Here is a 14090-nt window from a genome sequence, read left to right as displayed (position 1 = left end):
CCCTCGGCTCCTCGCGGCTGACCCAAGGCTTACGCAGCGCATGGCACGCATGACAGCAACTCCTCTAGTCGAGAGCGTTCGGTACAGAGGCGACGGGTGCTGTGGTGGACCGCCAGTGCGATGCCTGGGCGGCAGTAGAAACTGCCGTTGAGCTGAACGGTATGGAGCAATGTTGTTTTCAGTGCCTGGAATAGCTTGCCGTCTGGGCGGGGCGGTGCATGCCAGAAGTCCGCTGGTACCCGACGTCGAGATAGCGTCAGGCCCGGCAGGTTGTAGATGGCATTCCCGAGGGAAAGTAGAGGGCAGTTATTTTCCAGCGCCACAAAGCCCGAGGTGCTGTTGACGGTAATGGCTCCCTGGGCGGCGGGCAGCAGGTGATTGAGGTCCCCGCCCTCGATGAACAGCAGGCGATGATCGATCTGCCACTCCCTCGCCATGTTCTGGGTATGCCGACGAAGGCCGCTCAATCCCGGATCGAGGGGATGATTCTTGACCAGCAAACGAGCGTCGGGAGGAGCAAACTGAGCAAAGGACAGCAGTACCTCGCGCAGTACCCTGACCATGTCGGGATAGTCTGAGTGACAGCGAATCTGCGCATCGCTGTCCAGCTGCAGCAGCAACACAAAATAAGGCCCAGGATGGCCAAGAAACGCCCTTAGGCGATGAGCTTCGCTGGCGCGCTCAAGACGCTTGCGCGTCAGTTGCCGTAGATAGCCGGCGTATTCGCGCGGTGCGCTGACGGGAGCGTGGCCGCGGTAGCCGGGAAACAGCAGTGGATTGGAGAGCCCGGCCAGGTGGTAGAGAACGTCATGGGTGGCACGCACCCTGAAGGGACTGAGGCTGTGTTGTGCAGGGGGCGGTGGGCCAAGCCTGGCGGCGGCTTCCACAAACCAGTCTGGGTCCTTGGGGAGTTGGGAGCAGCCGTTGACGCCATCCGGCTCCAAGGTGATCCAGTGGGGTCTAAGGTAGCCTTCTTCAAACACCTGGACGCGCAGTGCAAGCTGCCGGGCAGCCTGGATCGCTATTCGATGATGTGGGCGCTGATCACCAAAAACCACAAGGTCGGTGATCCGCCATTGGCTCATCCAGGTGGCTATCTGTGACGTGAAGTCCGTTAGCCCGCCGCGAAACCGACGACTGCCCAGCCGCCAGCGGTAGATCAGGTCACCTCCGCACAGGTCTATCAGATGCACGCCGTGACCACGTTCCAGCAGTTCACGACTGAGCTGTGTGAAGAACGGTGAGCAGGGGCCCTGTAGCAGCAGGAACTGGCGAGTCCTGAGCAGCGTCATTGGTTGGGCACCCCTAACCTGCTAGGCCGCTCTAATCGGTGGCGCAGCCCGAGGGCGAGATGATCGCTCGTGTCCTGGCAGTGACTCGTCGACAACAGCAAGGCGCGCGATGATTGGCCATCCACCGCTAAGCCGCGGTGCTGAGACGTGGGTTCCATCATGCGAGCCAATAAAGTCCTGTGTCAGTGAAACGCCTGGCAGCGACCACAACGCCTTGGCTGGCTGCGCCGAGGCTGAGGCATCTGAGAGCGATGCCTCTGAGAGCGATGCCTCTGAGAGATAGAGGTGTGGTTCGCAACATATCATGCGGGCGAGTGACGATTTGGTACGAACTTCGCAGAATCGGGCGCTAAAAGTACGAGATCCATGACAGTCGCTGCTTCTATCCGATGGCTGCACAACTTTTGTCGGCCTGGATAGGCGTTGATCGTGCTTCTGCGACTTTTCCACAGGACATCTCTGTGTCGTCCACAGTGTTGTGCACAGCCAGGAGCCTGACAGGGCTGCCGGTCGGGGAAGGTGCTGGTTACGTGGGAGACATACCGGCGAGGGCCGACCGCCCGTCAGGGACCCGTAGAAAGGGCATCAGGAGGAGGCGGTGCCAGCGGCATCGGCGCCCACTATCAGAGGACGGATATCTGCCGGGGCCAGCGGCGGCTGGTCACGATGTGCCGACAGTGGCTGCCCGCTGGCGGCTGTCAGCAGGATGTGCAGTGGATCGCCGTGGCTGACAAGCAGGATGGTCTGGTGGTGCAAGCGGGCCTCCAGGTCGATGATCAGCGCGAACATACGCTGGACAACGTCCGCGACACTCTCGCAGCCTTGAAGGTGGTGATGGGGGTTCTCGGCATCGTGGCTCCAGATAGAGGCGTAGGCGCTATCCGGACCCTGGTCGAGATCACCGAAAAAACGCTCTCTAAGCCGTTGGTCGGGCGTGGGCGTGAGCGAGAAATACGCGCCGACGTGCTCGGCGGTCTGGGTGGTACGCAGAAAGTCGGAGTGCACGATATGTGTCGGTGTCGCTAGATGCCAGCTGTCGAGTCGGTGCTGCAGCTGCTCCTCGCCCTTGGCAGACAGGCCATAGCCCTCGCAGCCGTGGGTGGGGGAAGACACGATCAGTCCTCTGGCATTGGCCTGGCTATGTCCATGGCGCATCACCAGATAGTGGTTGTGGCAGTGAGGAAGAGCCACTGTAGTGGCGTCTGCCATGAGCGTAGCTCCCGCTGCAAGAGGCGTTGCCTCGAAACGGCGTGCGGTAGGCGAGCGTCTGTGACATCGCCGTGTCACCCAACAGCATAGGCGCTGGTAGAACAGGCTGCATCGTCAGCTTTCATCAGCGTGGCCCTTAGCGTGGAAACCCCCACTGCGATGTCTGCCCCAATTCAGCTATTCTCGATACATCGAATGCCTGATTCAGGGATGGGTCGCTCAGCCGATGAAGATGGACGCCCGCCGAGCCTTTCAGCGCCTTGCCGACAGCCTCTCTCGCGAAGTGGGGGGAGACTTCTTTGTTCACCTGGTAGAACGCCTGGCGGTGATTCTTAACGCAGATGCACTGGTGGTGGCGGTACCCGTCGGGGACGGCACGAGGCTGCGCACGCTGGTGTTGTATGTGGATGGTGAATGCCTGCCGAATATCGAATACGTGTCGGCGGGGACTCCCTGCCATGGTGCCATGGTCAGTGGCGCCTGCAGCTACACCGAAGACGTCTGTCACGCCTTTCCCGACGACCAATGGTTGCGTGAGTTCAAGGCCCAGGCCTACTCCGGCGTTCCCATGCATGGGCCGGATGGAGAGTTGCACGGGGTGCTGGTGGCGCTGTACCGCCATCCTCTGCGCCAGCAACATCTGGTGGAGGAGGTGCTGCGAATTGCCGGTGCCCGCTGCGGCGCTGAACTCTCCCATCAACGCACCGAGCGCAAGCTGGCATCTACCGCGATTCAACTGGAAGCCACCAACCGTCAGCTGCAGCGAACCCATCGCGCCCTGACACTGCTGCGTCTGGTCAACCGTGCCGTGATCCGGTTGACGGACGAAATGGCCGTACTTGAAGAGGTCTGTCGACTGGCTGTTGATCAGGGGAGCTATCGCTATGCCTGGGCAGGGTTGGCCCAGGACGCACCCGACTATCGTATTCTGCCGCTGGCCAGTGCCGGCGGTGCCGATGAGCTGCTGCGCCATGCCAGCTTCAGCTGGGATGCTGACGGACTCCACGGACAGGGGCCGAGCGGGAGAGCCCTTCGTGAGGACGTGGAGCACCTGGTGGCCGATTACGCCGACATGGAAGACCGCCCCGACTGGGTCCAGCGCTTCGGGGTGAGGGCTGAAATCGCCTTGCCACTGCATCTGGGGAGTGGGCGCCGGGGGGTGATGGTGCTGTTGATGGACACGCCCTATCGTGCCAGCGACGGTGAGCTGGCGCTATTGAGGGAGCTGGCGGGCAATCTGTCGTTTGGGCTGCAGGCCATGCGTGCGCACCAGCATCAACGCCATACACAGCAGGCGGTGCTGGATATGGCGGAAGTGGTCACGGCCCGCAGTGATGACGCCTTTTTTTCTCAGTTTGTGCGTCGGCTGGCCAAGGCTCTGGGAGCAGACGGTGTCTTTGTGTCCCGGGTGGAAGAAAGTGTCCCGCTACAGGCTACCTTGTTGGCTGGATTGGTGGATGGTCAGCCGGTGGCACCGTTTCACTACTGCTTTGAAGGCTTGCCTTGCGACGATGCCTTTCGTGATCTGGAGCACGTGATTGCGCGAGGGGTAAGCGACCGCTACCCACGTGCCCAGGAGATGATCGGGTTCCGTGTGGAGGCCTACGTAGGGCGCCGCCTGGAAGACGCCAGCGGGGATGCCATTGGCACATTATTCGTGCTGTTTCGTGAGCCTTTGCACGACCCAGAGCCCGTGTCGCACCTGTTGCGCATCTTTGCCGCAGGCGCGTCGGCGGAGCTGGAGCGGCGACGTAGCGACGCCCATATCCGCCGACTGGCGTTCTTTGACCCCGGTACCGGATTGCCCAATCGCGCTAACTTCATGGAGTGTCTGCAGAGTGCCATCGCCCTGGCGCGCACCGAGCAATACCGGGTCGCGCTGATGTTTCTGGACCTCAATCGGTTCAAGGAAATCAACGACAGTCAGGGCCACGATGTAGGTGACCAGGTGCTCAAGGAAGTGGCTGCGCGGTTCAGCGCCTGCCTGGGCAAGCAGGGAACCCTCGCTCGCCTGGGCGGCGATGAGTTCGTGGTCATGGTCGAGCGGGCTGACGAAATCGGCACGGCTCAGGTCGTGGGGCGTCTGCTCAGTGCGCTGAATGCTCCGGTGGTGCATGACCGTCATCGCTTCAACGTGGAGGTGAGTATCGGCGTTGCCTTCTTCCCAGAGGATGGGGATGGGCCCAGAGAGCTGCTGAAACACACCGATATTGCCATGTATCACGCCAAGGAAAGCCGCAGCGGTTACCGTTTCTACGCGCCGGAAATGGGTCGTGACCTGCGTCGTCGCCTGGTGCTGGCTGCGCGCCTCGATGATGCGCTGGCCGGAGAGCGGCTGGAACTGTGTTTTCAGCCCTGCGTGGCGTTGGGTAGTGGGGCTCTCGTTGGGGCCGAGGTGTTGTGCCGCTGGTTCGATGCCGAGCTGGGTTGGGTGAGCCCGTCAGAGTTCGTCACGATCGCCGAAGAGCGTGGCATGATCGAGGCCTTGGGCAGCTGGGTGATGGAGCGCGCCTGTCGCCAGCTGAAAGAGTGGCAGGACGCTTCGCTGACGCGCTTGCCGCATCGCCTGCACGTCAATTTGGCTGCCGCACAGTTTGAGGACCCAGACCTGGCCAAGCAGTTGACCGACATTGCCAGTCGCTATGGGATCTCGCCGCAACAGCTTGGGCTTGAGATCACGGAGAGCGGCTTCATGAAGGACCCTGAGCAAGCCGTGCGAATCACCGACGATCTCCGCCAGCGAGGCTTCTCGCTGTCTATCGATGACTTCGGCACCGGCTATTCGTCCCTTGCCTACCTGAAGCGTTTTGCGGTGGAGGCGGTCAAGATCGACATGTCCTTTGTCAGCGATATGCTGACGGACAGTAACGATCACGCCATTGTGGCGACCATCATCGCCATGGCACGGCAGTTGGGATTGACCGTGGTCGCCGAAGGCATCGAGACCGCTGCTCAGCTAAAGGCCCTGCGCGAGCTGGGGTGCGACCATGGCCAGGGTTACCTGCTGTCACGTCCACTGAGCAGCGAAGAGTTCGCCCAGCAGTGGTTGATGGGTGAGACCAGCAGAGGACCCATGGCAGAGACCGAGTCCGCCGAAGGGTATCGTCCTGGCTAGATCGTACAGGCTAGGTCGTCATGGCGAGATAGAGGGCGAGTCGGAGGAGTCGCCGGCCTCCTGAGTGCACAACCGGTTCAAGCGCGACAGCGCCTCATCGGCGCCTGCCAGTGAGAAACTGAGAAACCAATAGTCACTTTCCTTCTCGGTCATGCGCAGCCGGAGATGCAACGTACTGCCGGTGCTCAGGCGTGACTCCAGCAGCGGCATGTCCAGATCTTCGACGTGGACATACAGACCGTCATCGCCCCGCTGCGTAGAGAGCACTGCCGTCCCGGTCTGGGCGGTCTGCTCATCCACCAGAATATCGACGGGCACGCGGTTGACCACTTCACTGCGCGACTGACGTTCCCCCAGGCGGCTTCTCAGCTCAAGCCAATGGGTGGCGCAGTGCCCTGCCGTGGCATTGATGCTGAGCAGCGTATCGCTGTAGCTGGTGTCTTCGAGGGCGCGTACATGTCGCTCCCCACCCAGAGAGGCCGTCAGCGACTGCCAACGTTGGTGACGTTGTCCGTCGGCGACATTGAAGCTGGTGGCGAATACGGCTTGGGAGCTGGTCAGCGCGCCTACCAGGATCGCCATGCCAAGCAGACGACTGGCACCACGGCGAATACCCCGGTGAACGCAAAAGGCATGGGACAGCAAAAGCGGCATGACAGCTCCTGGCAGTGCTCGAGACAGAGCTCAGGAGGCTAGCACTCACGGGCGTCGCTGTCCCGGCCTTAGCCGGTCCCGATCAGGCGCTTTCGGCTTCCGCTGTCAGCGAGATCAGTTTCAGAGTGTGCAGGCGCTGGCGGCAGTCGGAGGTCATCAGATCATCCAGCGTGTAGCGGTCGAGCACTTCCAGAAACGCTGCCAAGGCCTCGTTGGCGATCTGCTTGAAGCGACAAATCGGTGCCATATAGCAGGCGCTGTCGTCCCCATCGCACTCTACCAAGGCCAGGCTGTGCTCCGTGTCCTTTACCAAGGTGCCCAGGTGGATGCTGGCAGGGGTACGCTTGAGCGATAGCCCACCGTGCTTGCCTCTCACTGCAGACACATAGCCCAGGCGGCTGAGCTCCTGGACGACCTTCATCAGATGGTTGCGCGATACCTCAAAGCGCGAGGCAATTTCGGCGATGGTAGTGCGCTCATTACCTGATTCTGCCAGATACATGAGAACGCGAAGAGAGTAGTCAGTAAAACGTGTGAGGTGCATGGGTCGTGTCCCGGCGCCCTAGGGCGGCAGTTAGAAAGCGATAGAGGAAGATCTTTATCGGGTTCGACTCTATCAGGGGAGGGCAATACTAACGCAGGTATGGAGCATGAAAGTGAAGTAATGTGTGGAAAAACCTACAGCACATGACCTATATCAATTACTCGAGTGTGAGCAGATTTCTCATCATCTTTGATGTCATCAAAGCCTCACTATAATTTGAATGTAGCATGGAACTTTTCTTGAAATAGATGAAACATGGATTAATGAGTTCGAATGACCGCATTGGTTTAGTTTTCATACCTCGTTCGGGGTATTTGGAAGAAAGTCTGCTGATGTGGCTACCACGATTGAGAAAGTATTCGGCCGGACAATCTACTGGGCTATCAGCGAGTGAGCAGAGAAAAAGCCGGACAGGTAGGGGCTGGAGGCGCCGTGCGAAGGGGGGGTGTCGGTAAAGGAAGGAGTCACTTGTGGCGCAGTGTTCCCGCCTTTTCCAGATGGATTTCACTACCATTCAGCGTGAATCGTCACTATTTTTTCAGCGTCTAGGTGTCGATAAATGACTAAATCGCGACATCAGACTGACCCACCGTGACGGCAATGTGTCTAGCAAAGGGGGTAGATTGGGATAGCGAGGTAATATTTTCAGGATGTGATGCGGGTACCTCGGGAGCGAGAAAAATGTATGATTTTTCTGGAATATTAAGAAATGATTGTGTGGTCAGAAATGCGTGTTTTAGCAAAGTGCTTAAGGAAGCCTCTCTCCTGGGAAACGGATCGACGGGCGTGCCGCCATGGAGCAAATCTCGCTGAAGTATGTCTGGATAGTCGTGGCTCTTGATAAATGGCGCAGAAGCATGTCGTTAGCGTCGCGGGCATAGCAGGGGAGATAGCGCGCCAGGGGGTATGTCACGTGCGTCATGACGTCTCTTTGTGACACCCGACACGGTCATCAGCGGCTTGCGCCGCATGGCTATCCGCCTCGTGCCTCCCGAAAGGCCCATGTGCCAGCAGGCCGTGGGTGATAGCCGCCATTGTGAGGCAGGCATCATGGCGGTGGTGGTCGTCATGTGCTGGCACGAGAGCCCGGCCTGGCTGAGGGTTGCTGGTACTGCAGGACACCGGAAGCTAGAGAGAACGCTTCGCGTGGTGGCCTAGCAGCCTAGAGACCTGGTGTCAGGGCGTCAGTGAGGAGTAGTAGGCGGCAATATCGGCGATGTCTTGATCGGACAGTGCTGCCGCCTGGGGGGCCATGATGGCGGACATGCCGCCGCTGCGCTGGCCGTCGCGGTAGGCCTTCAGCGCGCCTTCCAGGTAGGGCGCATTCTGTCCTGCCAGGTTGGGATAGATGGGGCCAGTGGCCTTGCCATCGGTGCCATGGCAGGCGGCGCAGGCCCCGACCTTGGTTTCACCGGCGGCGGCGTCGCCAGCGGCTTGGGCAGTAAGACTGAACAGGCAGGCGGCGCCAAGCGCGGCCAGGGGGAACCATTTCATGATGAGCGCTCCTCGGGATTGTGTCTGCGGACGGGCAGCGTGGGCAAGGCATGCCACGCCGCTAGCCGAGTCTGTCCGGGGTCGTTGTGTCGGCACGCCAGAGCTGCCGGAAACCCTTGGGACTCTCGAGTATTGGAGCGCTCAGCCACAATACCCTATGACGCTGGTCAACTTTCGCTAGGGAGAGGTAGTCGCTACGCACTATGCTTGATGGGGATCAAGGGAATCAGACAGGCATCATTGCGGTGGCGGCCGTCACGCGCTAGCACCAGAGACCGACCTGCTTGAGGGTGACGTCCTGGTACTGATTTGATGCAGATCATGTCTGGCTTCGTCTATCGGAGCCAAGCCGAGATGACGTGAGACAATGCCGACAGATGCCGCCGTCGGGCGGTCGTGTCACGAGAGGCCTTGTCGATGTCATCCGATGTATTGCCGTTTCAGCGCAGCCTGGTCGAAAAGTATGATCGCCCCGGCCCGCGCTACACTTCCTACCCCACCGCGCCGAATTTCCATGAGGGCTTCGGCGTCGATGACTATCGACAGGCGGTACAACGCAGCCAGCAAGGAGAGCCAAAGCCGCTGTCGGTGTACGTGCACGTGCCCTTCTGCGAGAGCCTTTGCTACTACTGCGCCTGCTCCAAGATCATTACCCACAATCGCGAGCGTGCCGCCGAGTATCTGAACCTGCTCAAGCGCGAGATCGCCCTGCAGGCCGAACTGTTCGATAACGACCGCGAATTGACTCAGCTGCACCTGGGCGGAGGCACCCCCACCTTTCTGACCAACGCTCAGTTGGCCGGGCTGATCGACAGCCTGGCGCAACACTTTTCCTTCGCCCCAGTGTCCCGTCGTGAATTTTCGCTGGAAGTGGACCCGCGCACGGTAACGCCCCAGCAGATACATGAATTGCGGGCCATGGGCTTCAATCGGTTGAGCTTCGGCATTCAGGACTTCGACCCCCTGGTACAGAAGGCGGTGAATCGGCTGCAGAGCGAGGCCCAGGTAGCGGCGCTGATGGATGCCGCCCGGGAGGCGGGCTTCGCCTCGGTGTCGGTGGATCTGATCTACGGGCTGCCGCTGCAGACCCGCGACAGCTTCGATACCACGCTGGCCAAGGTGGTGGCGCTCAGGCCCGATCGTATCGCCGCCTACAGCTACGCCCACCTGCCATCGCTGTTCAAGGCGCAGCGGCTGATCCGTGACGAGGACATGCCGCCGCCTGGGCGTAAACTAGAACTGCTCGAGCTGACCATCGAGCGGCTGACCCAGGCGGGCTACGTCTATATCGGCATGGATCACTTTGCCTTGCCCGAGGATGAGCTCAGCCTGGCCCGTGAGAATGGCACCCTGCAGCGCAATTTCCAGGGCTACTCGACCCATGCCCAGTGCGACATGATTGGCCTGGGGGTGACATCCATCGGCAAGGTGGGCGATGCCTACAGCCAGAACGTCAAGACCACCGCCGAATACGCCGAGCACCTTGAGGCCGGGCGGCTGCCGGTGCTGCGTGGGTACCGCTTGACCGCGGAGGACCAGCTGCGCGCAGAGCTGATTGCTGCCCTGATGTGCCACGGCGAGGTGCGCTTTGCCGAGTTTGAAGATCGTCATGGTATCCACTTTCAGCAGCACTTCGCGGCGGCGCTGAACCAGCTGGAAGAGATGCGCGAAGACGACTTGATCGAGATCAAGCAGGACGCACTCAGGGTGCGCCCGGCAGGCCGGCTGATGATGCGCAATCTGGCCATGGCCTTCGATGCCTACCTGGTGGCGGAAAGTGGGCGCTTCTCCCGCACCGTCTAGGATGCGCCGGACGGTTGGCGTCCCCGCCAGGTCCTCGCCGGTCCCGGCGTGACCGTTTATGCGCCAAAGGCAATTTAAAAACCGGGCCTTCCGTGTCCGGTTTTTTCGTTTATATTGTGCCGCCGGCCAAAAATTTAACTATATCTAGTATAGCGATCGACCTTGGCCGTAACGCGCGTCGACGCCCTTGTTACCTCGTTTCTTTGCCGGCAATTTCATCGGAGACATGTGTTCATGACCACATCCGCCAAGGCCGCGGCCCTGTCGCAGGAGGTCCCCATGCAGGGTCCCTCGTATGATATCTGGGATGCCAAGTACCGCTTGAAGGATCGTCACGGCCAGCCCGTGGATGGCGATCTTCAGGCCACCTGGGAGCGCGTGGCCAAGGCGCTGGCTGCTGTAGAGGGCGAGGCCGCTGACACCTGGTTACCGAAGTTTCGCTGGGCCTTGGAAAACGGTGCCGTACCGGCAGGCCGGATCACCTCCAACGCCGGCGCCGAGGGCTACAAGCCCGCTGTCAGCCTGATCAACTGCACCGTGTCCCGCACCATCCGCGACTCCATGCACGACATCCTCGACAGCGTGGTGGACGCAGGCATGACCCTCAAGGCCGGCTGCGGCATCGGCTACGAGTTTTCCACCCTGCGCCACAAGGGAGCCTTCGTGTTCGGTGCCGGCGCTGGCACCAATGGCCCCCTGGCGTTCATGGATATCTACGACAAGATGTGTTTCACCGTAGCCTCCGCCGGGGGACGCCGCGGCGCTCAGATGGGCACCTTCGACGTTGGCCATCCCGATGTGCGCGAGTTTATCGAGGCCAAGCGTGAAGCCGGTCGACTGCGCCAGTTCAACCTCAGCCTGCTGATTACCGACGAGTTCATGGAGGCGGTGAAAGAGGACGCCGACTGGCCGCTGGCCTTCCCCCTGCACTCAGGCGAGAAGGGCGATGTCGAGGACAAGGACCTGATCTATCGTGACTGGCCGGTGATCGAGGACGGCTATACGGTGGACGCCGAAGGGCGCGTGGCCTGCCGCGTGGTCGAGGTGATCAAGGCGCGCGAGCTGTGGGACACCATCATGCGTTCCACCTACGACTACGCCGAACCTGGCTTCATCCTGATCGACCAGGTCAATCGCATGAACAACAACTGGTTCTGCGAAGAGATCCGCGCCACCAACCCCTGTGGGGAGCAGCCGTTGCCACCGGAAGGGGCCTGCCTGCTGGGCTCGATCAACCTGACTCGCTTCGTGATCGACCCGTTTGGTGAGGCGCCGCGGTTTGACTGGGACAAGTACCGACAGGTGGTCGCCGTTTTCACCCGCATGCTCGACAACGTGGTCGAGATCAGCGGCCTGCCGCTGTCCGGCCAGCGTCGTGAGATCGAGGCCAAGCGCCGCCATGGCATGGGCTTTCTGGGGCTGGGATCGACCATGACCATGCTCAAGATGCCCTATGGCAGCGCGGAATCGCTGGTCTTTACCGAGGAAGTCAGTCGGGTGTTGGCCGTGGAGGGCTGGAAGCAGGCGCTGGAGCTGTCCCGCGAGAAGGGCATGGCACCGATTCTCGAACAGGAGTTCGAGCTGACCCCCAGGATGCTGCGTGAACGTCCAGAATTGAGCCGCGATGGTTACGAGGCCGGCGACAAGGTGCCAGGCCGCATCCTGCATGCCCGTTACAGCCGCTATATGCAGAAGATCGCCGAGGTCGAGCCTGAACTGGTGGCGCAGCTGGCCGAGCATGGGGCGCGCTTCACCCATCACTCCTCGATTGCCCCCACTGGCACCATCAGCCTGTCGCTGGGCAATAATGCCTCCAACGGTATCGAGCCGTCATTCTCTCATCGCTACTTCCGTAACGTCATCCAGGCGGGCAAGAAGACCAAGGAGCAGGTCGAGGTGGTGTCCTTCGAGCTGGCCGCCTATCGTCACTTCATGCACGCCGAGGCGGTAGAGAGCGACCTGCCGGATTACTTCATCACCGCCGATGCGGTGATCCCCAAGCAGCACGTGGCGGTGCAGGCCGCCGCCCAGGCCTGGGTCGACTCGGCGATCTCCAAGACGGTCAACGTGCCCACCGACTTTGCCTTCGAGGCGTTCAAGGACCTGTATCTGGACGCCTACCAGAGCCGCCTCAAGGGCTGTACCACCTTCCGCTTCAATCCGGAGGCCTTCCAGGGCGTGCTGGTGCGCGAGGATGACCTCAAGAACACCACCTACGTGTTCGAGCTGGAGAACGGCGAGACCCTCGAACTCAAGGGCGACGAGACGGTGATCTACGACGGCGAGGAGCACAATGCCGCCAACCTCTACGACGCCTTGAAGGAGGGGACCTATGGCAAGTGGTAACGCCCGGGGCGAAAGGTCGTTGCGTGGTGGCCGGCGCCTGTGGGCATCGCGTCTGAATCATCTTTGTGGAGGAGCCTGCTGATGGCTGTCGAAATCACATCCAAGATCGTGGGCTACCGGGTCAAGAGCGAAGAGGCCCCTGCGGCCCCGGTGCCGCCCCCTCTGCCCGAAGAAAACCCGCTGACCATGCGCATTCCCTCGCGCCCCGAGGGGACGCTTGAGGCGGTGTCCGAGAAGATTTCCTACGTCGGCGCCGAAGGCCGCAAAAAGGTCTACCTGCTGGTGTCCTTTATGCCGGTGGAAGGGGTGCTGAACGGACAGCGCGTGATCATCGAGCGCCCGGTGGAGTTCTTCTTTCCCTCCGGTCAGCTGTCCAGCGAACACCAGTGGATCACCGCCACCATGCGCAGCCTGTCGCTGGCCGCCCGCGGCGGCTACGTCACCCAGGCGGTGGCCGATCTGCGCAAGGTGGCCTGGGACAAGGGCCTGGTGCGTTGCGGCATGAACCGCTGGAACAAGCCGATGTTCCACGACTCCGAGGTTGCCGCGATTGCCTGGTCGATCCAGCAGATCCTCTATCGCCGCGGCTTTCTCGACATCGACGGCAACCAGGTGCCGGTGGAGGAGCTGGTCAGCCGCTATGCCAAGCGTCAGGCCTCTGGCCACGGCTGGTTCCCTGCCGAGGTCGACGAAGATGTCGCTGCTGGCGCCGTCGAGCCACTGCAAGACAAGCCCGTCGTGGATGGCGCAGGTGAAGGCGCCGGCCCCGCGGTGGTTGGCCACTGCCCCGAGTGTCGCGGCGAGCTGATCATGATGGACGGTTGCCCCACCTGCTACGCCGGCTGCGGCTGGTCGAAGTGCGGTTGAGAGCCTTGCCAGATGTACAAAAGGGCGCCACTGCGGCGCTCTTTTTTTGTCGGTCGCTACTCGCTGCGACTCGGCGGCAGCCGTTGCGCGGTTGCTGTCGCGAGAAGCGTTGGTGCGTGGGTCGGTATTGATACATATCACGAACACAGGCCGGGTGTATCGCTAGCATGACCCGGCGGCGTCGTGCCGCCTGATCAGGAAATCGTCATGTCGCTGTCGCCGCTGGGTTCACTGTCGCTACCCTCGCTCTCGCTACCCGCCTTGCCCTCACTGCCACCGCTATCGTCCGGAACGCTGGTTCGCGTGCCCCATTGTCTGCATCTGGCACTGATGCGTCGGGTCGGCCCCTTGCCCTTGCCGCTGTTGCGCTCAAGTCTCGAGCCCTGGCTCAATCGCACCCTGGCCGAGCCGCTGGCAGAAGGTGAGTTCGACGTGCTGGAAGGCCGTCGGGTGGCGCTCGAGATTGAGGACCTGGCCATTGCGGTGACGATGACCCTCGAGGATGGCCGGCTCAGGGCCACGGACCTGCCTTGGGAGGTCAGCATCAAGGGTGGTTGGCGGGAGTTTGTGTGTCTTGCCCAGCGCGAGGAAGACCCGGACAGCCTGTTCTTCCAGCGACGGCTTTGCCTGGAGGGTGATACCGAACTGGGGCTGACCGTGAAGAACCTGCTCGATGGCCAGGAAATGGCACTGCTGCATCCTTATCTGGCCGAGGCCCTCGGCACACTTCAGCGCTGGCTTTCGCGCTGAGCCAATGCGCGGGAAG

10 protein-coding genes are annotated in these 14090 nt (G+C 61.3%); 5 read left to right on the top strand and 5 right to left on the bottom strand.

The genetic code is table 11. The features are described 5' to 3' along the window. Positions 1-29: 29 nt before the first annotated feature. Together KUV86_RS05930 and KUV86_RS05925 are read right to left on the bottom strand one after the other, a co-directional pair. Complete coding sequence (locus KUV86_RS05930; protein ID WP_222484049.1) at positions 30-1292, bottom strand: capsule biosynthesis protein; 1263 nt, start codon at positions 1290-1292, stop codon at positions 30-32. A gap of 585 nt (positions 1293-1877) precedes the next feature. After that, a complete protein-coding gene (locus KUV86_RS05925) occupies positions 1878-2501 on the bottom strand; it encodes a histidine phosphatase family protein (RefSeq protein WP_261395922.1) in 624 nt (207 codons plus the stop codon). Between the two features lie 226 nt (positions 2502-2727). On the opposite strand from KUV86_RS05925, the gene KUV86_RS05920 reads away from it, so the two are divergent. Then, positions 2728-5616, top strand: coding sequence for an EAL domain-containing protein (locus tag KUV86_RS05920; RefSeq protein ID WP_222484047.1), 2889 nt, complete (start codon positions 2728-2730; stop codon positions 5614-5616). Between the two features lie 18 nt (positions 5617-5634). Here KUV86_RS05920 and KUV86_RS05915 read toward each other — a convergent pair whose 3' ends face one another. From KUV86_RS05915 to KUV86_RS05905, 3 genes are all read right to left on the bottom strand, one after another. After that, positions 5635-6270, bottom strand: coding sequence for a hypothetical protein (locus tag KUV86_RS05915; RefSeq protein WP_261395921.1), 636 nt, complete (start codon positions 6268-6270; stop codon positions 5635-5637). 82 nt (positions 6271-6352) lie between these two features. Then, the gene (locus KUV86_RS05910) at positions 6353-6814 is read right to left on the bottom strand and encodes an Rrf2 family transcriptional regulator (protein WP_222484045.1); all 462 of its coding nucleotides are present in this window, start codon (positions 6812-6814) and stop codon (positions 6353-6355) included. Between the two features lie 1176 nt (positions 6815-7990). Further along, positions 7991-8308, bottom strand: coding sequence for a c-type cytochrome (locus KUV86_RS05905; RefSeq protein WP_222484043.1), 318 nt, complete (start codon positions 8306-8308; stop codon positions 7991-7993). 417 nt (positions 8309-8725) lie between these two features. Between KUV86_RS05905 and hemN the strand changes: the two genes are divergently transcribed. From hemN to KUV86_RS05885, 4 genes are all read left to right on the top strand, one after another. Continuing rightward, complete coding sequence (gene hemN / locus KUV86_RS05900) at positions 8726-10111, top strand: oxygen-independent coproporphyrinogen III oxidase (protein WP_222484042.1); 1386 nt, start codon at positions 8726-8728, stop codon at positions 10109-10111. A 234-nt stretch (positions 10112-10345) separates the two neighbouring features. Then, positions 10346-12457: an adenosylcobalamin-dependent ribonucleoside-diphosphate reductase gene (locus KUV86_RS05895; protein WP_222484040.1), complete on the top strand. Its 2112-nt coding sequence runs from the start codon at positions 10346-10348 to the stop codon at positions 12455-12457. Positions 12458-12538: 81 nt separating this feature from the next. Then, complete coding sequence (locus tag KUV86_RS05890; RefSeq protein ID WP_222484038.1) at positions 12539-13324, top strand: ribonucleoside-diphosphate reductase; 786 nt, start codon at positions 12539-12541, stop codon at positions 13322-13324. A gap of 207 nt (positions 13325-13531) precedes the next feature. Beyond that, positions 13532-14074: an SCP2 domain-containing protein gene (locus KUV86_RS05885; protein ID WP_261397558.1), complete on the top strand. Its 543-nt coding sequence runs from the start codon at positions 13532-13534 to the stop codon at positions 14072-14074. Positions 14075-14090: the final 16 nt, after the last annotated feature.

The organism is Halomonas sp. DP8Y7-3, assembly GCF_019801675.1.
Classification (GTDB): Bacteria; Pseudomonadota; Gammaproteobacteria; order Pseudomonadales; family Halomonadaceae; genus Halomonas; species Halomonas litopenaei_A.
This window is presented reverse-complemented; position numbering and strand designations above follow the sequence as displayed.

Coding starts and splice junctions, on each gene's coding strand:
- KUV86_RS05930 (WP_222484049.1), bottom strand. CDS start 1,292: ATGACGCTGCTCAGGACTCGCCAGTTCCTGCTGCTACAGGGCCCCTGC.
- KUV86_RS05925 (WP_261395922.1), bottom strand. CDS start 2,501: ATGGCAGACGCCACTACAGTGGCTCTTCCTCACTGCCACAACCACTAT.
- KUV86_RS05920 (WP_222484047.1), top strand. CDS start 2,728: ATGAAGATGGACGCCCGCCGAGCCTTTCAGCGCCTTGCCGACAGCCTC.
- KUV86_RS05915 (WP_261395921.1), bottom strand. CDS start 6,270: ATGCCGCTTTTGCTGTCCCATGCCTTTTGCGTTCACCGGGGTATTCGC.
- KUV86_RS05910 (WP_222484045.1), bottom strand. CDS start 6,814: ATGCACCTCACACGTTTTACTGACTACTCTCTTCGCGTTCTCATGTAT.
- KUV86_RS05905 (WP_222484043.1), bottom strand. CDS start 8,308: ATGAAATGGTTCCCCCTGGCCGCGCTTGGCGCCGCCTGCCTGTTCAGT.
- hemN (WP_222484042.1), top strand. CDS start 8,726: ATGTCATCCGATGTATTGCCGTTTCAGCGCAGCCTGGTCGAAAAGTAT.
- KUV86_RS05895 (WP_222484040.1), top strand. CDS start 10,346: ATGACCACATCCGCCAAGGCCGCGGCCCTGTCGCAGGAGGTCCCCATG.
- KUV86_RS05890 (WP_222484038.1), top strand. CDS start 12,539: ATGGCTGTCGAAATCACATCCAAGATCGTGGGCTACCGGGTCAAGAGC.
- KUV86_RS05885 (WP_261397558.1), top strand. CDS start 13,532: ATGTCGCTGTCGCCGCTGGGTTCACTGTCGCTACCCTCGCTCTCGCTA.